The organism is Thiosulfatihalobacter marinus, assembly GCF_016019955.1.
Taxonomy (GTDB): Bacteria; Pseudomonadota; Alphaproteobacteria; order Rhodobacterales; family Rhodobacteraceae; genus Shimia; species Shimia marinus_A.
The window spans coordinates 1-25,148 of sequence record NZ_JAECRZ010000015.1; the positions used below are offsets into that span (position 1 = coordinate 1).

Genomic DNA, 25,148 nt, shown 5'->3' on the forward strand with positions numbered 1-25,148 from the left:
AAATTGGCGGCATGAAAACCAACCCGGATACACCTTAGATCAGCCGCTGAGCTGTCCGAAAAACCGGGACCACTTCAGTAGTCAGCTTCGATAACTGGTTCGTTGTCGATCGTGATCCTTGACCGCCACTCACTGTCAATCTGCTGCCACCAGCCGCCATAGAACCGGCCATGCTTGTCCCAACTGTTCCGGCTGAAGATACGGCGGGTTCGCTTGTTGTGGTCCCCAACACGGATAATCCGGGACTCATCGATGTCACCAGTGGCCCCCGGTGGGAGGTCCTTGCTGATCCCCAGTATGGGTTCCTGGAGTGACGGTAGGTCGATGAAGGAATTGGCAATCAGGTCATTGTATGCCTGAAGTTCCTCCCGCCAGCGGTGGGTCTCAGGCGTGTCCTCGTACTCGATCTGCTTTCTGTTATCGTTCTTCAGGACAACGATCTCTTCGCCTTCCGCCCGACCAATGTCATCCCTGTCGAACTTGGCCTTGGCGAACCAATCCTGGAGCTTCTCAGAGGCCCTAATGCGGGTGGTTCGGTTCCACTTCACGCCGGGACCGCCATAGCTGCCTTTCTTCAGGTCGATCAGACCAGCCTCGTGCAATTCCTTTATAATGGGAATGATCTTCTTGGAGATGTGCAGAGCATTGTATCTGGAGTTGGTGTCCCATGAATTGACTGACATCGAGACACCGATACTCAGTCGAGGATCATCCAACCAAGCCACATACAAGTCCAGGATCACCACCCTCAGCTGCTTCCTAAACCCCATCCTTGGCTTCGGCCCTCTGGTCTTCTCAGCAATCTTCTCCCCCAAGAACCCATCCCAGATCTTATCCACCAGCTCCTTAACCTCTGGATGGTCTGACCACCGATGCACGTCTATGGGCCTGGAGTGCCAAGGGTTCATGTTATTGTCAGTCATTCTCGGGCCTCTTATCGGGGAGTTCTGCTTAGGGTTCTCTGGCGGGGGTATCCCCCTTCCAAGGTTCCCTACTCAGGTTCTTCTCTTCTCTCTCTAAGTCATCTTCTCCATTACTTATACCTATTAATGGGGGTGAATGTCCTAGGAAAGGAGTTCCCCTAGGTGGGGCATAAACAGGGGCATTCTCAGGACCCTCGGGGTGCCTGACTGCTTGTTCTGCTGCTCTAGAGAGAGATGGCTGGGGTGGTAGGATTCGAACCTACGATACACGGTACCAAAAACCGCTGCCTTACCACTTGGCTACACCCCAACAGTGAGCGGCTGGATAAAGGCTCGTGGGGGCGTGTGCAAGACCAAGATTGCACTTTTGGGCAAAAATTAGGGACATAATATCTACAGGACCCCGCGTCACTTACAGGCATCGCGATAGACATCGTGAACGGCCCATGGGCATGCTGGGGCAAGACACTTTGTTTGGGAGGACTGCACATGTTTCTGGGAATGAGGCCCGAGGTCGAAACGCTTCTGGAGCAGGTCAAGGATATGATCCGCAGCGAGGTGATGCCCGTCGAGGAAGAATACCATGCCGAGATCGCCAAGGGCGATCGGTGGGCTTACACCGGGCGTCAGGCGGATATTCTGGAGGGATTGAAGGCCAAGGCCCGCGCGCGCGGGTTGTGGAACTTCTGGCTGACCGACAGCACACGCGGCAAGGGGCTGACGACAGTTGAATATGCCTATTTTGCGGAGGAAATGGGAAAAACGCCGCTGGGCGCGGAGGTTTTCAACTGTTCGGCGCCCGACACCGGGAACATGGAAGTGTTCGAACGCTATGGTAGCGAGGCCATGAAGGAGCAGTGGCTGAAACCGCTGTTGAATGGAGATATTCGGTCGGCATATCTGATGACCGAACCGGATGTTGCCAGTTCGGATGCGACAAATATTTCAATGAGTTGCGTGGCGGACGGCGGCGATTTCGTGCTCAACGGTGAAAAGTACTGGTCGTCGGGCGCGGGGGATCCGCGCTGCAAGGTCTATATCGTGATGGTCAAGACCGGTGGCGAGGATCTGCCGGTGCACAATCGGCAATCGATGATCGTGGTGCCCGCAGACACGCCGGGAATAGAGATCCTTCGGCCGATGATGGTGTATGGCCACGACGATGCACCCCATGGCCATATGCACGTCAAATTCACCAATGTGCGCGTGCCAAGGGAGAACATCCTTCTGGGCGAAGGGCGCGGATTCGAGATCGCTCAGGGCCGGTTGGGACCAGGGCGGATTCACCATTGCATGAGGGCCATCGGGCAGGCCGAAGCAGCGCTGGAGCGCATGTGCCGACGGGCGCTGGATCGCGAGGCATTTGGCAAGCCGTTGGCACATCTTGGGGCCAATTACGATATTATCGCAAATTGTCGTATGGAGATCGAGCAGGCGCGGCTGTTATGTCTCAAGACGGCGTGGATCATGGACCAGGGCGATGCACGGGCTGCGGCGCCGTGGATCAGTCAGATCAAGGTGGTGGCGCCGAACGTGGCGCTGAAGGTGATCGACGAGGCGGTGCAGATGCACGGGGGCACAGGGATATCCCAGGACACGCCTTTGGCAATCGCCTGGACGCAGGTGCGTACGTTGCGTCTTGCGGACGGGCCGGACGCCGTGCATCGCCGGCAGGTGGCGCGTAAGGAGCTGAAGAAATACACCCAGCAAAAGGTATAAAAACCGGCATCGGTATTGCGTCGGTTTTACGTCGGTATCGCGTCGGTATGAAATGGCGGGGGCAGCGGGTGCGGCCCCCGGTTTCATATGATGGGAATCAGAGGTATTCCGCCGCAGGCGGCGAGTGTCAGGAGTGTGCCCAAGAGAATCGCGTTGCGCATGTTTGTATGTCCCGGTCGGCTCGTGCTTTTTTGCTGGTCTTCCGGGTCACAGTCGCGCGGGTGGGGCGGGCGCGTCAAGGCGATTACTCGTCGGCGCAGTTTGCCAGGGCGTCAATGCTGTCGGCGTCGGGGGCGTGATCCGGCCAGGCATTGGCGGGCAGCGCGCGCAGATCGTCCTGCAACTGCTGCATTTCCGCGGGTGTGCGAACCAGTTTCTTGCGCAGGCGACGCATGGCAAAACAGTTGGCTTCGGCCTCGGTGTTGTACTCGGGAATCAGCGCGGTGTGACCACATTCATGGGCAAGAAAGAAATCGCGTGCCAATGGTGGAAAGGTCATCAGGCGTTCGGGGTTGATTACGATCAGGCTGCGCCCGCTCGGGGTTTGTGTGGCGCCACCCACGGTTTCAAGCGTTATGTCGCCCAGATAGGGCACCTCCATGCCCTGCCAGGACCGGCAGGTTGCCGGTCTGGCGAAAGAGGCCGTGGCGGCAAACATGAACAGAATGGCGAGGCCAAGGGATTTCATAGGAAGACTCCAGCAGGTGATTTGCCAGAACGGTAGCAGATATCCGGGCAGGAAAACGCGACTTTGGTCAAGAATGACAGAGGATTTGCATGAGCGGTTCGTTTGGCGGGTCATTTCGGGGCGTTTCGCGATAGCGACGAATGCCGAGATGACATGGTTGGCGCGTGCGCCCAGGACACATGGCCGCATTTTGATGCCCACCGCGATGGCCCGGCAGACATCGCGCCGCGCCCCTTGAGTTGTTGCAAAGACATGTGTACTTCGCGTCCAACCCGTGTCGCGGGCATGTGACAAGACAGGCAATTTCTGAACCCGCCCGGGTGATGCACCGCCGCAGGAGGCCCGATGCCCCACAAATTTGCCCTTTGGTCGATCCCGGTGGCGATTGTTGTGTTCCTGCTGAAGCTGCTCGCCTGGCAATGGACCGGATCGGTGGCATTGCTTTCGGATGCGCTCGAATCCATCGTCAATGTCGTGGCGGCGATGATTGCATTCTATGCGGTGCGGTTGTCCGCCAAACCTGCGGATGACGGCCACCCGTTCGGCCATAGCAAGGCCGAATATCTCTCGGCGGTTGCCGAAGGGGCGATGATCCTGCTGGCGGCGGCGCTGGTGTTGCGCGAGGCGATTGCGGCCTTGCCGGATCCGTCCCTGAGCGAAGCGCCCATGGCCGGCATCGTGATCAACATGGTGGCCGCGGCGATGAATGGCGCATGGGCCATGGTGCTGATACGGGTCGGGCGGGCGAACCGGTCTCCGGCGCTGGTGGCCAGCGCGCGCCACATTCTGACGGATGTCCTGACCTCGGTAGGGGTTGTGGTGGGGCTGTTTCTGGCGCTGGCGACCGGCTGGCTGATCCTTGATCCGATCCTGGCGATTCTGGTGGCGCTCAATATCCTGCGTGAAGGGTGGGGGTTGCTGAAGGAATCGGTGGACGGGCTGATGGACGGATCGGTCAATGACGCTGAGTTGCAGGCTATTGAAGCGGCTGTTTCCCAGGCGTCGAAGGACGCGTTGCAGGTGCATGATCTGCGCGCGCGCCGGTCGGGGCCGGTGGTGTTTGTCGAGTTGCATCTGGTGGTGCCAAAAGCCATGAGTGTTGGCGCGGCCCATGACATCTGTGACCGGATCGAGGCGGCCGTGGAGCACGCGCTGCCGGCGGCCCGTACCACGGTGCATGTCGAGCCGGAAAGCGAACTGGTTTGAGGCCGCAAACGACGGAAGGCCCGGATGTTGTCCGGGCCTTCGCGTCTTGGGGTGGCGATGGTGTGCGCTCAGCCTTGCAGCGAGCGCACCTCGATTTCACCTTCTTCGCGTGCCTTCATGGCCCGCGCGGCGGCGTGGGCGGCGGCGGCGGTGGTGAAATAGGGGATCCTGTCAAACAGGGCCACTGCGCGGATTTCGCGGCTGTCCGACACGGCCTGAGAGCCTTCGGTGGTGTTCATGACAAGCACGACATCGCCGTTTTTCAACAGGTCGACCACGTTGGGGCGGCCTTCGTAAACCTTGTTGACCAGGTCGCAGGCTGCGCCGTTTTCGCTTAGCCAGCCTTGTGTGCCGCGCGTGGCGACCAGGGTGAATCCGAGGCCCAGAAGGATCTGCGCGGCTTCCAGCATCTCGGGTGTCTTGTCTTCGTCCTTGATCGAGACGAACACCTTGCCCGAATTGGGCAGGACCATGCCGGCCCCCATCTGGGCCTTGAGGAAGGCGCGCGCGAAAGAGCGGTCCCAGCCCATGACTTCGCCCGTGGAGCGCATTTCCGGGCCCAGAATGGTATCGACACCGGGAAAGCGGTTGAAGGGCATGACCGCTTCCTTGACCGAGAACCACGGCATGTTGGGATCGGCCAGCGTCATCTGATCGGCGATGGGTTGCGGTGTCGAGATGTCGGTGCCTTCGGCATAGGGCGGACGTTCGGGGAAGTTCGAGAGCGGTTCGCCCGCCATCAGGCGCGCGGCGATGGAGGCGATGGCGCTGTCGGTGGCCTTGGCCACGAATGGCACGGTGCGCGAGGCGCGCGGGTTGACCTCGATCAGAAAGATTTCGTCCTCGCCCTGTGCGTTTGCCTTGACGGCGAATTGCACGTTCATCAGGCCCACGACGTTCAATGCCCTGGCCAGCGCCACGGTTTGAAGTTTGATCTTTTCGATCGTGTCGGCGGCAAGCGAGTAGGGCGGCAGCGAGCAGGCGCTGTCGCCGGAATGGACGCCGGCCTCTTCGATATGCTGCATGATGCCCGCGATATGCACGTTTTCACCGTCACAAAGTGCATCGACATCCAGTTCCGTCGCGCCCGAGAGGTAGCTGTCAAGCAGCACGGGGCTGTCGCCCGAAACCACCACGGCTTCTTTGATGTAGCGTTCCAGCTGCGCCATGTCGCGCACGATTTCCATGGCGCGCCCGCCCAGCACATAGGAGGGACGGATCACCAGCGGAAAGCCGATATCCTCGGCGATCCTGAGCGCGGCGGCATCGGTGGAGGCGATACCGTTCAGGGGTTGTTTTAGGTTCAGCTCGTTGACCAGCGCCTGAAAGCGTTCCCGGTCTTCGGCCAGATCGATCGCGTCGGGGGTGGTGCCCAGAATCGGGATGCCTTCGTCATGCAGCGCGTTGGCGAGTTTCAGCGGGGTCTGACCACCAAACTGAACGATGACGCCGTGAAGGGTGCCGTTTTCAAGTTCCACGCGCAGGATTTCCATGACGTGTTCAAAGGTCAGCGGCTCGAAATACAGGCGGTCCGACGTGTCATAGTCGGTGGACACGGTTTCCGGGTTGCAGTTGATCATGATGGTTTCGTAACCGACATCCGACAGCGCGAAACAGGCGTGACAGCAGCAATAATCAAACTCGATCCCTTGCCCGATCCGGTTGGGCCCACCGCCCAGGATGACGACCTTTTTCTTGTCCGAAGGGCGGGCTTCGCATTCCACGTCGCCCATCATCGGGGCTTCGTAGGTGGAGTACATATAGGGTGTCTGGGCCTCGAATTCGGCGGCACAGGTGTCGATGCGCTTGAACACGGCGGTGACGCCTGCATGGATACGGCGGTTGCGCACGTCGCGTTCCTTGTAGCCGGTCAGCCTGGCAAGGCGGGCATCGGTGAAGCCCAGCATCTTGAGCTGGCGCAGACCTTCGGCATCGGCGGGCAGGCCGTTGGCGCGGATGTCTTCCTCGGCCGCGACAATCTCGCGGATCCGGGCCAGGAACCACGGGTCGAAATGGGTCACGGCATTGATTTCGTCGTCGCTCAGACCGTGGCGCATCGCCTGGGCGATGGTGCGCATCCGGTCCGGGGTCTGCTGGCTGATCGCCTTGATCACGGCGGCCTTGTCGGGGGCGCCTTCGATCTCGACCTCGTCAAAGCCGGTGAGGCCGGATTCCATGGACGCCAGCGCCTTTTGCAGGGATTCGTGGATGGTACGGCCGATGGCCATGGCCTCGCCCACGGATTTCATGGCCGTGGTCAGGTAAGGTTCGGAGCCGGGGAATTTCTCGAAGGCGAATTTCGGGATCTTGGTCACGACATAATCGATGGTCGGCTCGAAGCTCGCGGGCGTGACCTTGGTGATGTCGTTGTCCAGCTCGTCCAGCGTGAAACCCACCGCCAGTTTCGCGGCGATCTTGGCAATGGGAAAGCCCGTCGCCTTGGAAGCAAGCGCCGACGAGCGGCTGACACGCGGGTTCATTTCGATCACCACCATGCGCCCGTCGGCGGGGTTTACCGCCCATTGCACGTTGGAGCCGCCGGTTTCGACGCCGATCTCGCGCAGGACCGAGATCGAGTGGTTGCGCATGATCTGGTATTCCTTGTCGGTCAGCGTGAGCGCCGGGGCCACGGTGATCGAATCCCCGGTATGCACACCCATCGGATCGACGTTTTCGATGGAGCAGACGATGATCGCGTTGTCGGCCTTGTCGCGCACAACCTCCATCTCGTATTCTTTCCAGCCCAGCAGGCTTTCATCAACGAGGATCTGGTTGACCGGGGACGCATCCATGCCCGAACGGCAGAAATGGATATAGTCCTCGCGGTTATAGGCCACGCCGCCGCCGGTGCCGCCAAGGGTGAAAGCGGGGCGGATGATGGCGGGCAGGCCGATGCCTTCCAGTTCTTCCAGCGCAAGTCGCACCCCTTCTTCGAGATCGGCAGAGCCGTCGGCTTTTTTTGGGGCGGTGACGATCGCGGCGCGCGGGTTCTCGATGCCAAGGCGGTCCATGGCTTCGCGGAACAGCTTGCGGTCTTCGGCCATTTCGATCGCGTCACGCTTGGCGCCGATCATTTCGACGCCGTACTTTTCCAGCACACCCATCTCTTCGAGCGCAAGCGAGGTGTTCAGCCCGGTCTGCCCGCCCATCGTCGGAAGCAGCGCGTCGGGGCGCTCTTTCTCGATGATCTTGGCCACAACCTCGGGGGTGATGGGCTCGATATAGGTGGCGTCCGCCAGGCCCGGGTCGGTCATGATCGTGGCCGGGTTCGAATTGACGAGGATCACGCGGTACCCTTCTTCGCGCAGCGCCTTGCAGGCCTGGGCGCCAGAGTAATCGAATTCGCAGGCCTGTCCGATCACGATGGGGCCGGCGCCAATGATCATGATCGAGGAAATGTCGGTTCTTTTGGGCATGGCGGACCTCGGCTTGGGCGGGCGATCGGAAGGGGAGTCGCCCGGATGCGCAAATTGTCGTGGGTTATAGACATCGCGGCCCAAGGTGCAAGGGGGGTCAGGGGCAGGATCGGTTGTCGGAAAAAACATCCTTCAGGCGCGGCAGGAGCAAGGTGCCGCAGGATCACGCGGGACGCGGTGACCGCTCAGGTGCCGTGTGGGTAGAGGTAATCCCGCGTCAGGGGGACGGCGGTCTGATCGTGGCTGAGCTGGATCTGGAACACCACTTGATCGCGCAGGCGGAATGTCAATTCAGACGCCACGAGGTAAAACCGCCACATTCGGCAGAACCGGGCGTCATAAAGCGCGCTGGCTGCATCGATATTGGTCATGAAACGATCGTGCCAGTGTTTGAGGGTTTGGGCGTAGTGCAGGCGCAGGACCTCGACATCGGTTATCCGCAGCCGTTCCTGTTCGATCGCGCTGGCGGTTTCGGACAGGGCCGGAACATAGCCGCCGGGAAAGATGTACTTGTTGATCCAGGGGCTGGTGACGCTGGGTGGGCCGGACCGGCCGATGGTGTGCAGCAGCGCTATGCCATCGCGGCGCAGCCTTTTGTTCAGGCCACGAAAGAAGGTGCGGAAATGAGGGGCGCCGACATGTTCGAACATGCCGACGGAGACGATCCTGTCATACTGTTCGGGGACATGGCGGTAATCCTGAAGGCGGAATTCAACCTGGTTGGCGAGGCCCTGTTCCTGTGCGCGGCGCGATGCCACGGCGTATTGTTCGCGCGACAGGGTAACACCGACGACATTTACCCCGTGATCGCGCGCCAGTGTCAGCGCCAGCCCGCCCCAACCGCACCCGATATCCAGCACACTCATCCCCGGTTTCAGAAGCAGCTTGCGCGCGATATGTGCCTTTTTCTGCGTCTGCGCATGTTCGAGGCTGTCTTGTGGTGTCTTGAAATAGGCACAGGAATATTGGCGGTCGTCGTCCAGGAACAGGTCATACAGATCTCCGGAAAGATCATAGTGATGGGCGACGTTGCGTTGGGCGCGGGGGATCGGGTTGAACTGGAGAACGCCACGAGCCAGGCGGCGCAGGAAATCGATGGGACGGTGTTGTCGCAGGGTCCGGTGCGGGCCGAGATTGGTCAGGATCAGGCTTAGCAAGCCATACAGGTCGTCCTGGCCGATCCGCAGGGTCCCGTCCATGTAAGCCTCGCCCAATGCCAGGTCCGGGTTCAGGATCAGCCGACGCGGCAGCGCCGGATCGTCCAGTGTGATCGGGACCACCGGCGCACCCGTTCCATAGCTTTCCGTACGGCCGGACGGGTAGGTTGTTCGCAGGGTGCCCAATCGCACCAGATCGCGCAGAATGCGGTCGAGCCAGTTCTCCCATACGGATGAGTTCCACATCCGTGTGCCTCCGGTTTGTGCCGGGCCCGCCATGTGCGCGTATTGCGGCCCGCAGGCCCCACAAGCGTGGCCTGTGCATGAGTTTTCGCGCGGGAGTTTAGCGCGGATTGTGCGTCTGTAAAGAATTTGCCGATCGGGGCGTCGTCGCGGCGACTTTGCTTGACATTGCTGGCTGTAAGGGGTGTATCGGCGCGACTTCATCACTCTGACCCTTCGCGAGGGAGCTACCATGCACGCCTATCGCAGCCATACCTGCGCCGAACTGAACAAATCCCATGTGGGTGACACTGTCCGCCTGTCCGGCTGGGTGCACCGCATCCGCGACCATGGCGGGGTTCTGTTCGTCGATCTGCGCGACCATTACGGCATCACGCAGGTTCTGTGCGATCCCGACAGCCCGGTTTTCGCCGCGATGGAAAAGGTGCGCAGCGAATGGTGTATCCGCATTGACGGCAATGTGAAGGCGCGCGACGAAAGCCTGATCAATACCAAGCTGCCCACCGGCGAGATCGAGGTCTATGTCCGGGATCTTGAGGTTCTGGGGGCCGCCGACGAATTGCCGCTGATGGTGTTCGGGGATCAGGAATACCCGGAAGAAACCCGCCTGAAATACCGCTTTCTGGATCTGCGCCGCGAACAGATGCAGGAGAACATGAAGCTGCGCTCGGATGTTGTTGCCTCGATGCGCAAACGCATGTGGGACCAGGGGTTCCGCGAGTATCAGACGCCGATCATTACCGCTTCTTCCCCCGAAGGCGCGCGGGATTTTCTGGTGCCGAGCCGCCTGCATCCGGGCAAGTTTTATGCGCTTCCGCAGGCGCCGCAGCAGTTCAAGCAGTTGATGATGGTTGCGGGTTTTGACAAGTATTTCCAGATCGCGCCGTGTTTTCGCGACGAAGACCCGCGCGCCGACCGGTCGCCCACGGATTTCTATCAGCTTGACATGGAAATGAGCTTTGTCACCCAGCAGGATGTGTTCGACACGATCCAGCCCGTGCTGAAAGGCGTTTTCGAAGAGTTTGGCGGCGGGCGCAAGGTGGATCAAGCGTGGCCGCAGATTTCCTATGCCGACGCCGCGAAGTGGTATGGCACCGACAAGCCCGACCTGCGCAACCCGATCAGGATGCAGGATGTATCGGAGCATTTCCGGGGTGGCGAGTTTTCTCTCTTTGCTAAGATTCTGGAGCAGGAAGGCACTGAGGTGCGTGCGATTCCTGCGCCCAAGGGGCCGCGCGGAGAACCGGTCGGGCGCAAGTTCTGCGACCGAATGGACAAATTTGCAAGGTCGGAAGGTCTGCCTGGCATGGGGTACATTTGGTGGCGGTCGACTGTACCGTCATTGGAAGAACTCGGTTACGTGCAATTCCACGAAATGGGCGATGCTATGGAAATGCATACGTTCAAACAAGCTATTGAACGCCGCGAAGCTTGGTTGGCGGCAAATCCCAATGCCTACGAGGCCGCTGGTCCAATTGCCAACAAACTTGGTCAGGAAAAATGTGAGGAGATTCGGAAGGAGCTCGGGCTGGATGTCGGTGATGCAGCCTTCTTCCTAGTTGGCAAGCCCAAGGCATTCGAAGGCGTTGCAGGCCGGGCGCGCGATGTGATCGGCAAGGAACTGGGGCTGCTGGACGAAAACCGTTTCGCCTTTGCCTGGATCGTGGATTTCCCGATCTACCAGCAGGACGAGGAAACCGGCGAGCTGGATTTCGACCACAACCCGTTCTCGATGCCCCAGGGGGGCATGGCGGCGCTGGAAGGCGATCCGCTGGCGGTGCGCGGCTATCAGTATGATCTGGCGTGCAACGGCTATGAGCTGGTGTCGGGGGCAATCCGGAACCACAAGCCCGAGATCATGTTCAAGGCGTTCGATCTGGCCGGATACGGCGAGGACGAAGTGCGCAAGCGGTTCGGCGGCATGGTCAACGCATTCAAATACGGCGCGCCTCCGCATGGTGGCTGTGCCGCCGGCGTCGACCGGATCGTCATGTTGCTGGCCGACCAGCAGAACATCCGCGAAGTAATGATGTTCCCGATGAACCAGCGTGCCGAAGACCTGATGATGAACGCGCCCAGCGATCCCACAAGTGATCAGCTGATGGAGCTGGGGCTGCGGGTGATCCCGCAAGAGTGACTTTCGCCAGATGCCAGGATCAAGGGCCGCCCGCGCAGAGGCGGCCCTTTTTGGTTCGGAGTCGGCAAGATTTGACCGAACAGTGCCGCGCCGCTCGTTTTTTTTGCGAAGTTCGCCGTTGACTGTCCTATATTTGCAGACAGGGAATTGCCTGATGTGAACGGGGAGTGTGGTGCGTGAGTTTTGATCCGGTAATGGCTGAAACCCGGTTTGGGTGCGGGTTGTCGCCCAAGGTGCCCCGGCCGCAAGCCGTCGATGCCATGATTGCGCGGTTGAAAGAGCCTGACGCGGCGGCGCTGGAGTTTCCTGTCGCGCGGTTCGACACGTTCCGTGACACTTTTGAAACCTACACCGCGCTGAACCGCGAGCGGCGGCGGCTGGACGACGCCGGGGGCGAGTCGGCGGGTGTGCGCGAAGAAGCCAAGCAATTGATGCAATCCATGCGACGGCGCAATCTGGAATGGGCGTGGCAGGCTATGATGCGGTGTACCTGGACAAGAGACGGGTTTCGTGAACGGCTCGCATTTTTCTGGTTTGATCATTTCGCGGCCTACGGCAAAGGGCGGTTGTACAAGTTGCTTGGGTCAACCTATGTCGAAGAGGCGATCCGGCCAAATTTGGCGCGCAAGTTCGAGGATCTGCTGATCGCCGCCGCGACGCATCCTTTCATGCTTCTGTTTCTAGATCAGCACAGGTCCGTCGGTCCCAACAGCGCGTTTGCGCAAAAAAAGGGCGGGACGACCGGCCTGAACGAGAATCTGGCACGGGAAGTGCTGGAGTTGCACACTTTGGGTGTGGGCGGCCCGTATTCCCAGGATGACGTTCGCCAGTTGGCGGAACTTTTTACAGGCCTGTCGTGGAATTATCGAAAGGGATTTCGCTATTTGGAAAGCCGGTCGGAACCGGGGGCGGAAACGGTTCTGGGCAAGCGCTATGGCGGCGCGGATGGCTCGCTTGAGGATATTCATGCCGTGCTGCGGGATTTGGCACGTCATCCGGTGACGGCGCGCCACCTGAGTACCAAGCTGGCGCGCCATTTCGTGGCGGACACCCCGCCCGAGCCACTGGTGGCGGCAATGACATCTGTTTACCTGGACACAAACGGGGATCTTGCGGCGGTCTATGGTGCGATGCTGTCCCACGATGATGCCTGGCGCAGCGATCTGGGGAACGTCAAGCGTCCGGTTGATTTCGTCGCTTCGGGGTTCAGGGCGCTGGCGATAGCGCCGGAATTGGGCGACTCTTGGCGACCGCGCGACTTTCGCCGTTATCTGCTGGCTCCCCTGACCTTGATGGGGCAACCGTGGGAACGACCGCCGGGGCCACAGGGCTGGCCGGAAGAGGACTCGCAGTGGCTTTCGCCACAGGGGCTGGCCGCGCGCCTGCAATGGGCGCTGAGCGCGCCGGCGGTGTTGTCTGATCCACTGCCGGATCCGCGGGCATTCGTGACGGATGCGCTGGGTGGTGAGGTGCCTTCGAGCGTGACATTTGCGGCGCGCGCTGCCGAGAACAGGGTGGAAGGGATCGCGCTAGTGCTGATGTCTCCCGCTTTTCAGCGCCATTGACTGGAGGAAACCGGATGGACAACGGATTGTCGAGGCGGAGATTTCTGACGCGTGGCATGGCTTTGGGGTGTTCGCTGGCGGCCAGCCCCCTGGTAACGCCGGTGAGCCTGGCGGCGACAGCCGGTGAAAACCGGCTTGTGGTAATCGTATTGCGCGGCGGTCTGGACGGGCTGGATTTGTTGCGCCCTTGGGGGGATGCCGGTTTTGCCGCGCTGCGGCCAAATCTTGCGGCGGACAGGCCGGATGACCTGATGCTGAATGACATGCATGGCCTGCATCCGGCTCTGTCACCGTTGGTGCCGATGTGGCGGGCCGGGGAATTGGGCTTTGTACAGGCGGTTTCGACACCCTATCGTGACAAGCGCAGCCATTTCGACGGCCAGGACATTCTGGAGGCCGGGACACCGGGGCTTGGGCAGGGCGGTGCCCGAGACGGGTGGTTGAACCGGTTGTTGCAGGGGATGGATGGCGTGGACGCGCGGACGGCCTATGCGATCGGGATCGACCCCATGTTGCTAAGTCGCGGTGCGGCGCCGGTTTCCAGTTGGACACCCGAGGTCGACATGGTGCTGAGCGCCCCCGGGCTGGCGTTGATGCAGGGAATGTACGAGGGCGACCCGGACATGGCTGCGGCGTTGCGTGAGGCGGTCGTTCTGGCCGAGAGCGACGGCGACGCGGCAATTTTTGAAGCGGCAGACGGCGAAATGATGCAGGCGTTGGCCGATGACACGCAGCCTGCCGGGGCAAGGGCGGGAAAACGCCATGTGCAGGTTGCCGAGTTCGCAGCCCGGCAGCTTGCCGCCGATGCGCGCATTGCCTGTTTCTCGATCGGAGGATGGGATTCGCATCGCAAACAGAGAAATACATTGAACGGACCCATGCGAAGCCTGGCGGATACGCTGACAGCGTTGCGGGATGGCCTGGGCGCCGTGAACTGGGGCCGAACAACGGTCGTTGCCGTGACGGAGTTCGGGCGCACGGTGCGCGAGAACGGAACCCAGGGGACGGATCACGGAACCGGCGGAATGATGCTGTTGGCGGGCGGCGCATTGCGTGGCGGCACGGTTCATGGCCAATGGCCGGGGCTGGACGAGGCGGATTTGTACCAACGCCGCGATCTGATGCCGATGGATGATGTGCGCCGCTGGGCCGGGTGGGCGATCCGGTCGAGCTTTGGCATCGACAAGGGATATCTGGAGCGGGTGGTATTTCCGGGTATGACGTTGGGTGGCGATCCGGGCCTTCTGCTCTGATCGGCGGTCGGTCGGGCTTTCCCTGGCGACGTGATTGTGTCACTCATCCTGATGCAGGCTGGGGGAACGGATCGAATGGATGACAAAAGGCCGCTGGGCGCGCCGGTACCGGGCTGGACGCCGCCGCCCTCGCCGCGCGGGGATAGTCTTGAAGGGGCGTATTGCCGACTAGAGCCTTTGGAGGCCGGGAAACATGCGGCGTTGCTGTACCGGGCCTATCAGGCCGACGACCGGGTATGGGATTACCTGCCTTACGGGCCGTTTCATTCGGCGGCGCAGTATCACCGTTGGGTGAAGGACATCGTGGCCAACCCGGCGCATCTGTTTTATGCGATTTATTCGAAAGAGGCGCGCAGCTTTGCGGGGGTGGCGTCTTACCTGCGCATTACCCCCGAAGCCGGTTCCATCGAGGTGGGTCATATCAATTTTGCACCGGTGATACAGGGCAGCCGGGCTGCGACCGAAGCCATGTATCTTATGATGCAATGGGCCTTCGAGGCCGGGTATCGCCGCTACGAATGGAAATGCGATGCGTTGAATGTCGGGTCGCGCCGGGCGGCGCAAAGGCTTGGCCTCAGTTATGAGGGCGTATTCCGTCAGGCGCTTGTCTACAAGGGGCGCAACCGCGATACGGCCTGGTTTGCCGCCATTGACAAGGAATGGCCGGCATTGAAGCAAGCATATGGTGTGTGGCTGTCGCCCCGGAACTTCGACGATGCCGGGCGGCAGGCGGAAAGGTTGAGCGATCTGACCGGATTGGTCCGGGTTGCGGATGACCCAACCCTTTGACGCTGGATCGAGGGGCGGTGCGGGTGTCGGAAAGTGTCGTAGAACCGCTTGGATTTCGCTAGAATGTTGCTGCGCGCGCCAGTCTTTCGCGCACAAGTCCGTTGAGCCGGGCGACATCACCCACCGGCATCCGCCCCGCCTTGCGGGCATTGCGGATCGCGTCGATCACGTCCAGCAGCGGGCGGTCTTCGGCGCTGCGGGCCAGCCCGCCGAGGAACTGTGCCACATAGTCGATGGTGGTTTCTTCGCCGTCGGCATCCTGGAGCGTATCGGCGGCATGAAGCAGATCGTCGCGATAGGCCACGGGATCGGGGGTGATCCTTTCCTCTGTGACGATGCGCGGGCCGGCAGGGCATTTTTCGGAAGGCAAGTGCGACAGGATGGTTTCCTGAAACATCGCAAGGCTTTGGATAGGTTTTGCAAGAAAGCCGTCGGCGCCAGCAGCGATCGCCAGCGCATCCGCCATGTCATCGCCGGACATGCCCAGAACAACCTCGACCCGTGGATTGGCGTGGGACAGTTCGGCGATGAGATCGGTCCCGGAACCGTCAGGCAGGCCAAGGTCGATGATCGCCACGGTTGGGCGGTATATCTGCAAATGGCGCCGAGCGGAGGCAAGGCAATCCGCGCGCCGGATGCGCGCGCCCGAGCGCAGGCACAGCAGGCGCAGCGCATCGCAGGCGAAGCGGCTGTCTTCGACCACAAGTATGGTCATGCCCAACAGGGGGCGTTGTTGGGTGGGCGCGTTGAGGGGGGTGAATGGCGAGCGGTCATCCATGGCAGGCTCCTTTCCGTTTCGCATCCGGGGCGCGATCGGTTGAGCCTAACGTGTCCTTGCCTAACGAAACGTTAAACCTGCCGCGACGCTCTGGCGCTTGCGCGGGGTGGCGCGCGCGCCCATAACGGGGCGGACTCGAGACACCAGCGAAAGGAACCCGACATGATTGGACGTTTGAACCATGTGGCCATTGCCGTGCCTGATCTTGAAGCCGCTTCGGAACAGTATCGCAGCGCGCTGGGCGCCAAGGTGGGCGCGCCGCAGGACGAGCCGGATCATGGAGTCACGGTGGTATTCATCGAACTGCCCAACACCAAGATCGAACTCCTGTATCCTTTGGGAGAAAACAGCCCGATCCAGGGCTTTCTGGACAAGAACCCGTCGGGGGGCATTCACCATGTCTGTTATGAGGTCGAGGATATCATAGCGGCGCGCGATCACCTGAAGGAAACCGGCGCGCGGGTTCTGGGCAATGGTGATCCCAAGATCGGGGCGCATGGCAAGCCGGTGCTGTTCCTGCATCCAAAGGATTTCAATGGCTGCCTTGTAGAGCTGGAGCAGGTATAGCATATCGGACCCGGGTGGCCGTTTCTTCGCCCGCTTGTCATTGGAGGCTCCATGTCGATCACTTCGGCGATAGTTCTATACGCGGTTCTGTGGTTCCTGACCTATCTGATCGTTATCCCGATCCGCCTGCAAACGCAGGGCGATGTGGGCGAAGTGGTGCCCGGCACACATGCCGGAGCGCCAGAGCATCACAATCTGAAGCTCAAGGCCAAGATCACGACACTGGCCGCTGCTGTGATGTGGTTGATTCTTTTCTGGATCATCACGACCGGCGCGATCACGGTGCGTGATTTCGACTGGTTCAACCGGATGGGACCGGCGCCGACCGAGACCGGCGGCTAAGCTGTCCGCCCCGGTCCCGCGCCCGGTGCGGCGCGCGGGCTTACCGGCCTTCCAGTTTGTGGAACAGGTGGGTGAACGTGGCCGCGCCCAGGATCGGGATCAGCAAGTTGATCAGAGGAATGGAAAGCGGCATGGCCATCAACGTGCCCGCCAGCCAGATGGTGCCGATATGCTTGCGGCGCAGCGCCTTGGCGCCGTCCCGTCCCACACGGCGCATGGCGGCGAGCTGAAAATACTCGCGCCCCAGCAGAAAGCCGTTCAACCCCCAGAAGATGAACAGCGCCATCGGAGGAAAGAAGGCATAAATCACCAGCGCCAGCAGGTTGGCGGCGATCAAGACCCCCAGAAAATTCACCGTGTCGCGCAGCGCGTCGCCAAAGGGCACGGACGGCACCGGCGGCAGGTCCGGGTAGTGGCGATCCTCGACCGCCTGAGCAACCTCGTCCAGAAACATCGATGTAATGGCCGAGGCCACCGGCACCATCAGAAACACCGACAGCGCCAGCATCACGAAAAACGATGTCCAGGTGATCAGGTCGGGCAGCCAGCTGACTTCGCCGATCAGTTCCTGCACGGTCTGGGCCGCACCGATCCAGTTCAGAAAGGCGAGAAAAGCGGCATAGGCCGCGATCAACAGCACGAAAGTGAGGCCAACGCCCGTTACAAGCACCTTGCGGAAGCGCGGGTCGCCGATTTGACCCAGCGCCTTGAAAAACGACGTTATCGTTATCGCGAGACCCATGTGACCTTTTCCTGCATGTTCGGGCGCGGACGTTCGGGCGGCGCGGCGCGTTCGGTGCCGATATGGATAAACCCGGCAATGCGTTCGTGTGGCGCAAGGCCAAGTCCCCTTTCCACGAAGCTGCGATCATGACTGGCCCAGCCCGAAAGCCAGTTGGCGCCCCATCCGGCGGCCAGCGCGGCGTTCAGGAGTTGCAGGCAAACAGCGCCGGCCGAATAGGTCTGTTCTATGGCCGGGATTTTTTCGGCGATCACCGGCGCCTCGATCACGGCCACGGCCAGATTGGCCTGTGAAAACTGATCGTGGTTCTTGGTGATCTTGTCAGGATCGATCCCCAGGGCGGCGCCACGTTCGTTGACCAGTGCGGCGAGGCGCTCAAGTGCCGGGCGTTCCAGAACGATCAGCCGCCAGGGCTCCAGCTTGCCATGGTCGGGCGCGCGCAGGGCGGCGCGCAGGATCGGTTCGAGCTGGTCACGGTCGGGCACGGGCGCGACAAGCGTTTTGGCGGGGCGCGAGCGGCGCGTCAGCAAAAAGTCGAGTGCTTGCGGGTTTGGCGTGGGCATGGCGTGGTCCTGTTGGTCTGGGTTCTTGTCATGTCGGGCAGATGGGGGGCGATTTCAACCGGTACCCGGACGAGTGGCGAAATGGTTGGCCATTTCGGCAATCAGATCAGCGGTGAAGGCATCAAAGCGGGCGTTTGGCTGACGGATAGGCAAGGTGTCGGCCATGGGATCGGGGGCTGAACGTGCCGAGCCTGACATTTCTTCGAGCACGGCATGACCACAGAAGGGAACGTAGGACTCGGCGTAGCCACCTTCGTGAACCATCACCAGTTTGCCGCCGCAAAGGCGCGTCGCCGCGCCCATCACCTGTCGCGTCATCTGGCGGAACGTGTCGGCGGTAGCGAGCATTCGGCCCAGAGGATCAAAGGCACCGGCGTCATACCCGCAGGCGATCACGATCAGGTCGGGGGCAAACCCGTCCAGCGCCGGCAATACGATGCGTGTCATGGCATCAAGATAGGCAACGTGTCCACAGCCCGGGGGCAGGGGGATGTTGATGTTGTACCCCAAGCCCGCATCCTGCCCACGGTCGGTCATGGCGCCGGTGTCGAGCGGGTAATTGTGTTCCTGGTGCAGCGAGATGGTCAGCACGTCGTCGCGATCATAGAAAATCGCCTCGGTGCCGTTGCCGTGGTGCACGTCCCAGTCGATCACGGCGACGCGGTCGCACAGGCTCTCGGCGCGGGCCGCCTCGATGGCGATGGCGATATTGGCCAGCAGGCAAAACCCGTTGGGCCAATCGGGCAGGCAGTGATGCCCCGGCGGGCGGGAGAGCGCATAGGCGTTCTTCATCTCGCCGGTGAGCACGGCCCGTGTCGCGGCGGTCGCAAGCCCGGCAGAGAGCGCGGCAATCTCGTACCCGCCCTGGCCAAAAGGGGTGCGCAAGCCCAGTTCGCCGCCGCCCTGATCGGACATCTCCTTGAATTCGCGCAGGTAATGCGGCGGATGCACGCGGGTCAGTTCTTCATATGTGGCCGGGTCGGCGCCGCGCATATCAAGATCGTCGCTCAGGCCGGTGACATCCATCAGGTTCTTCAGGCGGCGCTTGGTTTCGGGGCTTTCGGGCAATCCGCCTGCCGCAAGCGGCTGAACCAGCCCGCCGACCGGCAAGGTCAGCGCGTAATTGCCGCCCGAATGCCAGAAACAGCGTTCGTCCCAGAAAAACCCCGTGGTCATGCCTGCTTTCCCTTTGCCGGTGTCGGCGCTAGATAATCAGGGCCATCCTGCAATGTAAATCGTTCGGCCATGTCCAAAGCCCCTGTGCCTGATCTGAGTGGAACCGTGTTACCGGGCACCGTGTTTTCGGTACGTGTGACACCGCGTGCCGGGCGCAATGCGGTTGCCGTGAAAGACGGGATTATTCAGGTCAGCGTGACGACGGCGCCGGAAGGCGGCAAGGCCAACTCGGCTGTGGTCAGGTTGTTGGCCAGGGCGCTGGGGGTGGCGCCCACACGGCTGAGGCTGGTGCGTGGCCATGCGGGGCGGGACAAGCAATTCGTGCTGGAGCGGGCCTAGGATCAGGACCCATTAATCCTGCGCCACTGGTTTAACAGATTTGCTGTCTGACTACGTACAATGCCGCAGGAATAGTGGTTCTATTTCAAGGCATTGAAAGGACGTCAGGCGGCAAATCCGTCAAATCCGCAGGACGCCAAATCCACTTCATCCCAGCGGCTTGGCACGCTTGGAAATAGAGCCACTATGTCCGGCGCGCGCCAAACCACCGATATTTCGTGGATTTGGCGCCAGTGGTGCAGGATTAACGGGTCCTGACCCTAGGGTTTCTCGCGTTTGAGCGTATAGACCCCTTCGGGCAGGTCCAGCGCGGCGGCGAGATCCTCGGCCTGGTGTGTTGAAAGGGTGATTTTCTGAACACTGTCGCTGCGCGGATCGTATTGTTCGATGGTGATGCAGTCTTCGAACAGGTGGATGATGACATCTTCGCCCAGGGGGCTATGCCCTTCGTCGACGAGTGTCACCACGGTGGCGTCAAATTCGTGCTCGATACTGAACATGGACCAACAGTAGCGCGCTTGGACCCGGGTGCAAGCACTTCGCGCTGGAAACCGGGGCGGGGGCAAATTAGATTTGCCGCAGGTCAGGGGAGAAAGCTTTATGGGTCGGGGTCTGGTTGTCGTGTTGTTGCTTGGGTTGGGGCTGGCGGGATGTGCATCGACCACACCTGCGCCTTCCCCCGCGCAACCGGTCCGGCAAACAGCGCCGGGAATTGGCCTGAGCGAAGCGGAACGGCGGCTGGCGCCTGTCAGGGCGCGGCTGGAGCCGGTGGCCGAGCGGGAGTGCCGACAGCGCACCAGGCCGGGCACGGATTGTGACTATGCCATCGGCGTCGACAAGCGGACAAACCTGCCTGCGAATGCCTATCAGACCGTGGATCGCGGCGGGCGGCCGCTGATCGTGTTCACCGCGGCGCTGATCGCGCAGACGCGCAACGCGGACGAGCTGGCCTTTGTCATGGGCCATGAGGCGGCGCACCACATTGCCGGGCACCTGACGCGCGCGCAACAGGATGCGTTGGCCGGGGCGGTCGTGGGCGGTATCCTGGCCGGGTTGGCCGGGGCCAACTCACAGATGATCGACCTGGCGATGAATTTGGGGGCGGATGTGGGCGCGCGCTCGTTTTCCAAGGAATATGAGCTGGAGGCGGACGCGCTGGGCACGGTGATCGCCCATCGGGCGGGGTATCAGCCGGTGCGTGGCGCGGAATTTTTCAATCGCATTCCCGACCCCGGCGATCAGTTTCTTGGAACGCACCCGCCCAACGCCGCGCGGATGGAGATCGTGCGGCGCACGGCGGCGGGGCTGTAGCGCGCATGTTGCAACTGATCAACGTGGTCAGCGACCGTGGATCGAAATACGCGGTATCGGGCGGGCCGGTTCAGGGGCGTGAAGGGGTAGATGCCTTTCTGAAAGAGCTGAAACGCACCCGAAAATTCGCCAGGGCGACCCATAACAGCTGGGCCGTTCTGATGGCGGACGGCACGCCGCTGAAGGGCGATGACGGGGAAAGCGGTGCCGGTCTGGTGATCCTTCGCATGCTGGAGCGGGAAGACCTGAAGGACCACGTGATCGTTGTAACACGCTGGTACGGTGGCACAAAACTTGGCGGTGATCGGTTTCGCCGGGTGCAGGATTGTGTGCGTGCTTACCTTGCGGAATGCGATTGATGCAGGTCAAGGGCACGATTCTCGCCAGGTGATAACGTGCGGGTGTGTTTTTCACGGAGACACGCATGAGCGACATCGGGAAAATTCGTCATCATGCCGCGCTGTTTGATCGGGTCGCGGGCCGTGCCGGTGTGGATTTGCAAGATGCGGCTATTGCCGGGGCGCTGCCTTATGATGGCATTGCGGATGCGGTATTGCGGTGCATGGATTGTCCCCTGCCCGAAGCCTGTCAGGTCTGGCTGGAAGAGCCGGCTGGTGCGGATATTGCCCCCGAGTTCTGCGTCAACAGAGAAATTGTTTCCGAGCTCCGGGGGCAGGCGTCATGAAGCCGTTGGGCGATAGCAAGGCGCATTTCTGGCTGGCACAGCGCATGGCGCAGGCGACCGATACAGACCTGGTGGCGGCGATGGAGCAGGCTGAGCTAAGCCAGGAAGACTGGGCCGAGATGGTGCTGGAATGCCGTGGGTGCGACTGGACCGGAGGATGCAAACGGTGGTTGGACCGGCACACGGATAGCCTGGTGGATGAAGCACCGGAGCATTGTGTCAATCGGGCCCGTTTCCAGAAATTGAAAAAGGCGTTGGAGGCGCTGGAGTGATGGGAATCGTAGAGCCGCTGGGGGATCCCGCGAAGCATTTCTGGCTGACGCGCAGTGTGGCGCGGGCCATGGGGCTGTCCTTGAGCGAAGCCATGTCCGAAGGGCGTTTGAGTGCGGCAGGCTATGCCGACCTGGTAACGCGCTGCCGCACCTGTTTGCGTGTGACGGAGTGTGAGGCCTGGCTGGGGCAGGCGAGGGGTCCTCAGGGGGACGCGCCAGATTGTTGCATGCACAAGGCGTTGCTGGAGGCATTGGCGGCACGGCATTAGGCCGGGAGGAGGGAAGAATGGGGTTGTTTGACAAGCTGGACAAACATGCTGGCCTGGTGGGTGAGATGTCCAACCGGGTGGGCGTGGATTGGGAGGTGGTTCTGGGCGAGCGCCCGGAGCTGGCCGTGCAATACCGGGCCGCGGTGTTGAAATGCACACAGTGCCGGGACGTAGGGGCGTGCCAGGGGTGGTTGAGTGGCCACGAGCGCGCAGCACATGCGCCGGGGTATTGCGAGAACGCTGACCTGTTCGAGGTGCTCAAGGCGGGGTAGGGGGCTTGCCCCCGTCGCGGCGCGCCGCGACTCCCCCAGGATATTTTGGGCCAAAAGAAGTGTAGGGCGTGTCACGGCAGTCTGGTGTGGGGTCCGTCACGTTGCGGGCAGTTGTGCGTGTGTTTGCATCTGCAACAACAAAAGGGATTTCGAGGTGCCGGTGGTGAATTTGACCGGCGTGAGGCCGGTGTCCTTGAGGGGCGCGCCACGGCAGGTGTGGTTCTTCGAATGGCCACTGGCGCTCGAGATACTGAATTCAGAATTTTCGATCTACTTGGGGTTGGGCGCTTTGGGGGGCGACAAGTGGTGAGACGGTCATTGAGTGGCACCCTGGCAGCCGCGTTTCATGTGGCGGCGGGAGGGCAAGGACATGATTGCAGCGAATATTTGTCAGATGAGTTCTATGCGGTGGCCGTCGGTGATGACTTGCGCAGGTTCAAGCGTTGATCGGTTTTCAGATTGTCGGTCTGAACTCCGAAGCTCTGATATATAGCCTCGACGATGTTTGGATGATCCTCGTAGATCAGTTCAGAAAGTTTGATCGGCGACCAGAAAGATCGAATGGCTTCCTTGTCGAAGTACCAGGAACCATCAAGGCGCAGTTCCGATGGAAGGTCATGCGACGTATCCAGCAGGTTCAGGCCGTAGCGCAACTGATTTTCCCAGGACACCCGCCAATCCGAATTATTGCGAAAGACGATGATCGCTTCCAGGCGACGGTTGGTCATTTCTGCGAACTCGCGGATATTTTGCCACTCTTCCTTTGTCCGCAGGAAACAAAAGGCCTCTGCCGAGATCAGGACGGTTTTCGCGGCGTTGTCGCGCAGGCGGTAGGCCAGCTTTTTGCGGCGCCGTGCCTTTGCCCGGGGGGTTATATCCGGCACGGTCCGCCTTTGGCGCGCGCCGGTTTGTAGTTCCGGTCTGACAAACAGATGCGCACAGATCGCGGCGTTGGCGGTTCTGGCTTTGCCTTTTTTGCCTTCTCGGTATCGGAACTCGCGAACAACGTGGACATCTTGATCGGCGAGCTTGTCGACATTGCTGATCAGGCTGTTTTGAAACGACGTTGACCCGGTTTTGTGTGTTCCGATATGCAAGATCAGGCGCCTTTGCGACATTCGTTAATTCACCTCGTTGACAACGCCCCACAAATCGTACTCGCCCGCTTCATCCACGTCTACTGTCACGATATCCCCGACAGACAACCCGCCGGTGTTTTCATCAATGAACAGGTTGCCGTCGATTTCGGGGGCGTCGGCCTTGGTGCGGCAGGTGGCGATGCCGTCTGTGTCGATGTCGTCAACGATGACCTCCAGGGTCTGACCCACCCTGGCGGCGAGTTTGGCCTCGGAGATGGCCTGGGCCTTTGTCATGAAGCGGTTCCAGCGGTCCTGTTTGACTTCGTCCGGCACGTGGTCGGGCAGAGCGTTGGAGCGGGCGCCATTGACGTTTTCATATTGGAAGCAGCCGACACGGTCGAGCCGGGCTTCGTCCATCCAGTCCAGCAGGTGCTGGAACTCGGCCTCGGTTTCGCCAGGGTAGCCGACGATGAAAGTGGAGCGCAGGGTGATGTCCGGGCAGATGGCGCGCCAGCGGGCAATTTCGTCGAGTGTTCTGGCGCCCGCGGCGGGGCGGGCCATGCGTTTGAGCGTGTCCGGGTGGCTGTGCTGGAACGGGATGTCGAGATAGGGCAGCAGCGCGGTGTCGGGATCGGCCATGAGCGGGATCAGGTCGCGCACATGGGGGTAGGGGTAGACATAATGCAGGCGGACCCAGAGGTCGCGGGGCGCGCCAAGCCGACCGAGTTCGCGGGCAAGATCGGTGATGTGGGAGCGCGCCTCGCGGTCTTTCCACGGATGGGTGGAATATTTGCGGTCAAGCCCGTAGGCAGAGGTGTCCTGAGAAATCACGAGCAGTTCGCGTACGCCGGTTTCAACGTGTTTTTCAGCCTCGCGCAGGATGGCGTGGACGGGGCGCGAGGAGAGGCGCCCGCGCATGTCGGGGATGATGCAGAATTTGCAGGCGTGATTGCAGCCCTCGGAAATCTTGAGATAGCTGTAGTGGCGCGGTGTGAGTTTCACACCCGAGGCCGGGAGCAGATCGACAAAGGGGTGCGGATCGGGCGGCACGGTCTTGTGCACCGCGTCGAGCACCTGTTCATATTGGTGCGGGCCGGTCACGGCGAGCACCCTGGGGTGGGTGCCGGTGATGAATTCAGGTTCGGCGCCAAGGCAGCCGGTGACGATGACTTTGCCGTTTTCAGCGAGTGCTTCGCCGATGGCCTGGAGGGATTCGGCCTTGGCGGAGTCCAGAAAGCCGCATGTGTTCACGATCACCGCGTCGGCGCCGGAATAGTCGGGCGAGATGCCGTAGCCTTCGGCGCGCAGTCGGGTGAGGATGCGTTCGCTGTCGACCAGCGCCTTGGGACAGCCGAGCGAGACCATGCCGATGGTGGGCTGGCCGGGGCGGTTTTCCGCGGCGACGGTGGCGCGGGCGAGGTCGGGGCGGAGATCGGGCGGGTTCTGGCTCATGTGGGCGCATATAGGCTACGCAAGCCGGTTTGGCAAAGGGAGAGGGGGCGCTGCCCCCGTCACAGCGGGGCTGTGACTCCCCCGGAGTATTTTGGGCAAAATGAAGTTGCCCGAGGGTGGCTGCGCGCGCCTGTCACGTGAGTTTGCATTGCGTCGGTTGCGGAGTGGAGCTTAGGGTGGCGGCAGGTAGAGAGGGAGGGGCCGG

General features: G+C 61.3%; 26 protein-coding genes and 1 tRNA gene. 15 read left to right on the plus strand and 12 right to left on the minus strand.

Annotated features, from left to right (window positions below; translation table 11 throughout):
* Window positions 1-74: 74 nt before the first annotated feature.
* Window positions 75-923 (minus strand): hypothetical protein, encoded by an 849-nt coding sequence (locus I3253_RS16865; protein WP_197918991.1) that lies wholly within the window; start codon window positions 921-923, stop codon window positions 75-77.
* Window positions 924-1,158: 235 nt separating this feature from the next.
* A tRNA-Gln gene (locus I3253_RS16870) sits at window positions 1,159-1,233 on the minus strand.
* 173 nt (window positions 1,234-1,406) lie between these two features.
* On the opposite strand from I3253_RS16870, the gene I3253_RS16875 reads away from it, so the two are divergent.
* Window positions 1,407-2,642 carry an acyl-CoA dehydrogenase family protein gene (locus I3253_RS16875; RefSeq protein ID WP_197919067.1) on the plus strand — a complete coding sequence of 412 codons (1,236 nt, stop codon included), beginning with the start codon at window positions 1,407-1,409 and terminating at the stop codon, window positions 2,640-2,642.
* Between the two features lie 244 nt (window positions 2,643-2,886).
* Here I3253_RS16875 and I3253_RS16880 read toward each other — a convergent pair whose 3' ends face one another.
* The gene (locus tag I3253_RS16880; RefSeq protein WP_197918992.1) at window positions 2,887-3,330 is read right to left on the minus strand and encodes a hypothetical protein; all 444 of its coding nucleotides are present in this window, start codon (window positions 3,328-3,330) and stop codon (window positions 2,887-2,889) included.
* Between the two features lie 345 nt (window positions 3,331-3,675).
* Here I3253_RS16880 and I3253_RS16885 point away from each other — a divergent pair, with 345 nt between their 5' ends.
* Entirely contained in the window at window positions 3,676-4,536 is an 861-nt protein-coding gene (locus I3253_RS16885) for a cation diffusion facilitator family transporter (RefSeq protein WP_197918993.1), read from the plus strand.
* A 68-nt stretch (window positions 4,537-4,604) separates the two neighbouring features.
* Here the strand turns inward: I3253_RS16885 and carB are convergent, their stop codons facing one another.
* Window positions 4,605-7,952 carry a carbamoyl-phosphate synthase large subunit gene (carB, locus tag I3253_RS16890; RefSeq protein ID WP_197918994.1) on the minus strand — a complete coding sequence of 1,116 codons (3,348 nt, stop codon included), beginning with the start codon at window positions 7,950-7,952 and terminating at the stop codon, window positions 4,605-4,607.
* 185 nt (window positions 7,953-8,137) lie between these two features.
* On the minus strand, window positions 8,138-9,355 hold the full coding sequence (locus tag I3253_RS16895) for an SAM-dependent methyltransferase (protein ID WP_197918995.1): 1,218 nt from the start codon (window positions 9,353-9,355) through the stop codon (window positions 8,138-8,140).
* 229 nt (window positions 9,356-9,584) lie between these two features.
* Between I3253_RS16895 and aspS the strand changes: the two genes are divergently transcribed.
* The 4 genes from aspS to I3253_RS16915 all read left to right on the plus strand — a co-directional run bounded on the left by aspS (window position 9,585) and on the right by I3253_RS16915 (window position 15,096).
* Window positions 9,585-11,489: an aspartate--tRNA ligase gene (gene aspS / locus I3253_RS16900; RefSeq protein WP_197918996.1), complete on the plus strand. Its 1,905-nt coding sequence runs from the start codon at window positions 9,585-9,587 to the stop codon at window positions 11,487-11,489.
* Between the two features lie 176 nt (window positions 11,490-11,665).
* Complete coding sequence (locus tag I3253_RS16905; RefSeq protein WP_197918997.1) at window positions 11,666-13,054, plus strand: DUF1800 domain-containing protein; 1,389 nt, start codon at window positions 11,666-11,668, stop codon at window positions 13,052-13,054.
* A gap of 14 nt (window positions 13,055-13,068) precedes the next feature.
* Window positions 13,069-14,307 (plus strand): DUF1501 domain-containing protein, encoded by a 1,239-nt coding sequence (locus tag I3253_RS16910; RefSeq protein WP_197918998.1) that lies wholly within the window; start codon window positions 13,069-13,071, stop codon window positions 14,305-14,307.
* A 75-nt stretch (window positions 14,308-14,382) separates the two neighbouring features.
* Window positions 14,383-15,096: a GNAT family N-acetyltransferase gene (locus tag I3253_RS16915; protein ID WP_197918999.1), complete on the plus strand. Its 714-nt coding sequence runs from the start codon at window positions 14,383-14,385 to the stop codon at window positions 15,094-15,096.
* Window positions 15,097-15,154: 58 nt separating this feature from the next.
* Here the strand turns inward: I3253_RS16915 and I3253_RS16920 are convergent, their stop codons facing one another.
* Window positions 15,155-15,874 carry a response regulator gene (locus I3253_RS16920; RefSeq protein WP_197919000.1) on the minus strand — a complete coding sequence of 240 codons (720 nt, stop codon included), beginning with the start codon at window positions 15,872-15,874 and terminating at the stop codon, window positions 15,155-15,157.
* Between the two features lie 162 nt (window positions 15,875-16,036).
* Here I3253_RS16920 and mce point away from each other — a divergent pair, with 162 nt between their 5' ends.
* Both mce and I3253_RS16930 read left to right on the plus strand, forming a co-directional pair.
* Window positions 16,037-16,441 carry a methylmalonyl-CoA epimerase gene (gene mce / locus I3253_RS16925; RefSeq protein WP_197919001.1) on the plus strand — a complete coding sequence of 135 codons (405 nt, stop codon included), beginning with the start codon at window positions 16,037-16,039 and terminating at the stop codon, window positions 16,439-16,441.
* A 51-nt stretch (window positions 16,442-16,492) separates the two neighbouring features.
* On the plus strand, window positions 16,493-16,783 hold the full coding sequence (locus I3253_RS16930) for a DUF1467 family protein (RefSeq protein WP_197919002.1): 291 nt from the start codon (window positions 16,493-16,495) through the stop codon (window positions 16,781-16,783).
* Window positions 16,784-16,823: 40 nt separating this feature from the next.
* Here I3253_RS16930 and I3253_RS16935 read toward each other — a convergent pair whose 3' ends face one another.
* From I3253_RS16935 to I3253_RS16945, 3 genes are read right to left on the minus strand one after another with little or no spacing between them, the layout of a single operon-like run.
* Window positions 16,824-17,525, minus strand: a complete 702-nt coding sequence (locus tag I3253_RS16935) for an EI24 domain-containing protein (protein WP_232237171.1) — start codon at window positions 17,523-17,525, stop codon at window positions 16,824-16,826.
* Entirely contained in the window at window positions 17,510-18,088 is a 579-nt protein-coding gene (locus I3253_RS16940) for a nitroreductase family protein (RefSeq protein WP_197919003.1), read from the minus strand. Before I3253_RS16940 ends, I3253_RS16935 begins: the two co-directional genes overlap by 16 nt.
* Window positions 18,089-18,142: 54 nt before the next feature.
* Window positions 18,143-19,264 (minus strand): class II histone deacetylase, encoded by a 1,122-nt coding sequence (locus tag I3253_RS16945; protein WP_197919004.1) that lies wholly within the window; start codon window positions 19,262-19,264, stop codon window positions 18,143-18,145.
* Window positions 19,265-19,333: 69 nt separating this feature from the next.
* On the opposite strand from I3253_RS16945, the gene I3253_RS16950 reads away from it, so the two are divergent.
* Window positions 19,334-19,603 (plus strand): DUF167 domain-containing protein, encoded by a 270-nt coding sequence (locus I3253_RS16950; RefSeq protein WP_197919005.1) that lies wholly within the window; start codon window positions 19,334-19,336, stop codon window positions 19,601-19,603.
* A gap of 260 nt (window positions 19,604-19,863) precedes the next feature.
* Here the strand turns inward: I3253_RS16950 and I3253_RS16955 are convergent, their stop codons facing one another.
* Window positions 19,864-20,103 carry a hypothetical protein gene (locus I3253_RS16955; RefSeq protein ID WP_197919006.1) on the minus strand — a complete coding sequence of 80 codons (240 nt, stop codon included), beginning with the start codon at window positions 20,101-20,103 and terminating at the stop codon, window positions 19,864-19,866.
* Window positions 20,104-20,203: 100 nt separating this feature from the next.
* On the opposite strand from I3253_RS16955, the gene I3253_RS16960 reads away from it, so the two are divergent.
* From I3253_RS16960 to I3253_RS16985, 6 genes are all read left to right on the plus strand, one after another.
* Entirely contained in the window at window positions 20,204-20,914 is a 711-nt protein-coding gene (locus I3253_RS16960) for a M48 family metalloprotease (protein ID WP_197919007.1), read from the plus strand.
* A 5-nt stretch (window positions 20,915-20,919) separates the two neighbouring features.
* Window positions 20,920-21,273, plus strand: coding sequence for a YigZ family protein (locus I3253_RS16965; RefSeq protein WP_197919008.1), 354 nt, complete (start codon window positions 20,920-20,922; stop codon window positions 21,271-21,273).
* Window positions 21,274-21,338: 65 nt separating this feature from the next.
* On the plus strand, window positions 21,339-21,599 hold the full coding sequence (locus tag I3253_RS16970) for a DUF6455 family protein (RefSeq protein ID WP_197919009.1): 261 nt from the start codon (window positions 21,339-21,341) through the stop codon (window positions 21,597-21,599).
* The gene (locus I3253_RS16975) at window positions 21,596-21,871 is read left to right on the plus strand and encodes a DUF6455 family protein (protein WP_197919010.1); all 276 of its coding nucleotides are present in this window, start codon (window positions 21,596-21,598) and stop codon (window positions 21,869-21,871) included. Before I3253_RS16970 ends, I3253_RS16975 begins: the two co-directional genes overlap by 4 nt.
* Window positions 21,871-22,140: a DUF6455 family protein gene (locus I3253_RS16980; protein ID WP_197919011.1), complete on the plus strand. Its 270-nt coding sequence runs from the start codon at window positions 21,871-21,873 to the stop codon at window positions 22,138-22,140. Before I3253_RS16975 ends, I3253_RS16980 begins: the two co-directional genes overlap by 1 nt.
* Window positions 22,141-22,157: 17 nt before the next feature.
* Entirely contained in the window at window positions 22,158-22,412 is a 255-nt protein-coding gene (locus I3253_RS16985; protein ID WP_197919012.1) for a DUF6455 family protein, read from the plus strand.
* A 401-nt stretch (window positions 22,413-22,813) separates the two neighbouring features.
* Here I3253_RS16985 and I3253_RS16990 read toward each other — a convergent pair whose 3' ends face one another.
* Both I3253_RS16990 and rimO read right to left on the minus strand, forming a co-directional pair.
* Window positions 22,814-23,530 carry a hypothetical protein gene (locus I3253_RS16990; RefSeq protein ID WP_197922704.1) on the minus strand — a complete coding sequence of 239 codons (717 nt, stop codon included), beginning with the start codon at window positions 23,528-23,530 and terminating at the stop codon, window positions 22,814-22,816.
* Between the two features lie 3 nt (window positions 23,531-23,533).
* A complete protein-coding gene (gene rimO, locus I3253_RS16995; RefSeq protein ID WP_197919014.1) occupies window positions 23,534-24,943 on the minus strand; it encodes a 30S ribosomal protein S12 methylthiotransferase RimO in 1,410 nt (469 codons plus the stop codon).
* Between the last annotated feature and the right edge of the window lie 205 nt (window positions 24,944-25,148).

What these genes read in the sequence shown, in the direction of transcription:
- carB (WP_197918994.1), bottom strand. Translation starts at nt 7,952, where the DNA reads ATGCCCAAAAGAACCGACATTTCCTCGATCATGATCATTGGCGCCGGC.
- I3253_RS16955 (WP_197919006.1), bottom strand. Translation starts at nt 20,103, where the DNA reads ATGTTCAGTATCGAGCACGAATTTGACGCCACCGTGGTGACACTCGTC.
- I3253_RS16965 (WP_197919008.1), top strand. Translation starts at nt 20,920, where the DNA reads ATGTTGCAACTGATCAACGTGGTCAGCGACCGTGGATCGAAATACGCG.
- rimO (WP_197919014.1), bottom strand. Translation starts at nt 24,943, where the DNA reads ATGAGCCAGAACCCGCCCGATCTCCGCCCCGACCTCGCCCGCGCCACC.
- I3253_RS16895 (WP_197918995.1), bottom strand. Translation starts at nt 9,355, where the DNA reads ATGTGGAACTCATCCGTATGGGAGAACTGGCTCGACCGCATTCTGCGC.
- I3253_RS16970 (WP_197919009.1), top strand. Translation starts at nt 21,339, where the DNA reads ATGAGCGACATCGGGAAAATTCGTCATCATGCCGCGCTGTTTGATCGG.
- I3253_RS16935 (WP_232237171.1), bottom strand. Translation starts at nt 17,525, where the DNA reads ATGGGTCTCGCGATAACGATAACGTCGTTTTTCAAGGCGCTGGGTCAA.
- I3253_RS16975 (WP_197919010.1), top strand. Translation starts at nt 21,596, where the DNA reads ATGAAGCCGTTGGGCGATAGCAAGGCGCATTTCTGGCTGGCACAGCGC.
- I3253_RS16985 (WP_197919012.1), top strand. Translation starts at nt 22,158, where the DNA reads ATGGGGTTGTTTGACAAGCTGGACAAACATGCTGGCCTGGTGGGTGAG.
- aspS (WP_197918996.1), top strand. Translation starts at nt 9,585, where the DNA reads ATGCACGCCTATCGCAGCCATACCTGCGCCGAACTGAACAAATCCCAT.
- I3253_RS16915 (WP_197918999.1), top strand. Translation starts at nt 14,383, where the DNA reads ATGGATGACAAAAGGCCGCTGGGCGCGCCGGTACCGGGCTGGACGCCG.
- I3253_RS16950 (WP_197919005.1), top strand. Translation starts at nt 19,334, where the DNA reads ATGTCCAAAGCCCCTGTGCCTGATCTGAGTGGAACCGTGTTACCGGGC.
- I3253_RS16865 (WP_197918991.1), bottom strand. Translation starts at nt 923, where the DNA reads ATGACTGACAATAACATGAACCCTTGGCACTCCAGGCCCATAGACGTG.
- I3253_RS16940 (WP_197919003.1), bottom strand. Translation starts at nt 18,088, where the DNA reads ATGCCCACGCCAAACCCGCAAGCACTCGACTTTTTGCTGACGCGCCGC.
- I3253_RS16990 (WP_197922704.1), bottom strand. Translation starts at nt 23,530, where the DNA reads ATGTCGCAAAGGCGCCTGATCTTGCATATCGGAACACACAAAACCGGG.
- I3253_RS16885 (WP_197918993.1), top strand. Translation starts at nt 3,676, where the DNA reads ATGCCCCACAAATTTGCCCTTTGGTCGATCCCGGTGGCGATTGTTGTG.
- I3253_RS16980 (WP_197919011.1), top strand. Translation starts at nt 21,871, where the DNA reads ATGGGAATCGTAGAGCCGCTGGGGGATCCCGCGAAGCATTTCTGGCTG.
- I3253_RS16960 (WP_197919007.1), top strand. Translation starts at nt 20,204, where the DNA reads ATGGGTCGGGGTCTGGTTGTCGTGTTGTTGCTTGGGTTGGGGCTGGCG.
- I3253_RS16945 (WP_197919004.1), bottom strand. Translation starts at nt 19,264, where the DNA reads ATGACCACGGGGTTTTTCTGGGACGAACGCTGTTTCTGGCATTCGGGC.
- I3253_RS16910 (WP_197918998.1), top strand. Translation starts at nt 13,069, where the DNA reads ATGGACAACGGATTGTCGAGGCGGAGATTTCTGACGCGTGGCATGGCT.
- mce (WP_197919001.1), top strand. Translation starts at nt 16,037, where the DNA reads ATGATTGGACGTTTGAACCATGTGGCCATTGCCGTGCCTGATCTTGAA.
- I3253_RS16880 (WP_197918992.1), bottom strand. Translation starts at nt 3,330, where the DNA reads ATGAAATCCCTTGGCCTCGCCATTCTGTTCATGTTTGCCGCCACGGCC.
- I3253_RS16920 (WP_197919000.1), bottom strand. Translation starts at nt 15,874, where the DNA reads ATGGATGACCGCTCGCCATTCACCCCCCTCAACGCGCCCACCCAACAA.
- I3253_RS16930 (WP_197919002.1), top strand. Translation starts at nt 16,493, where the DNA reads ATGTCGATCACTTCGGCGATAGTTCTATACGCGGTTCTGTGGTTCCTG.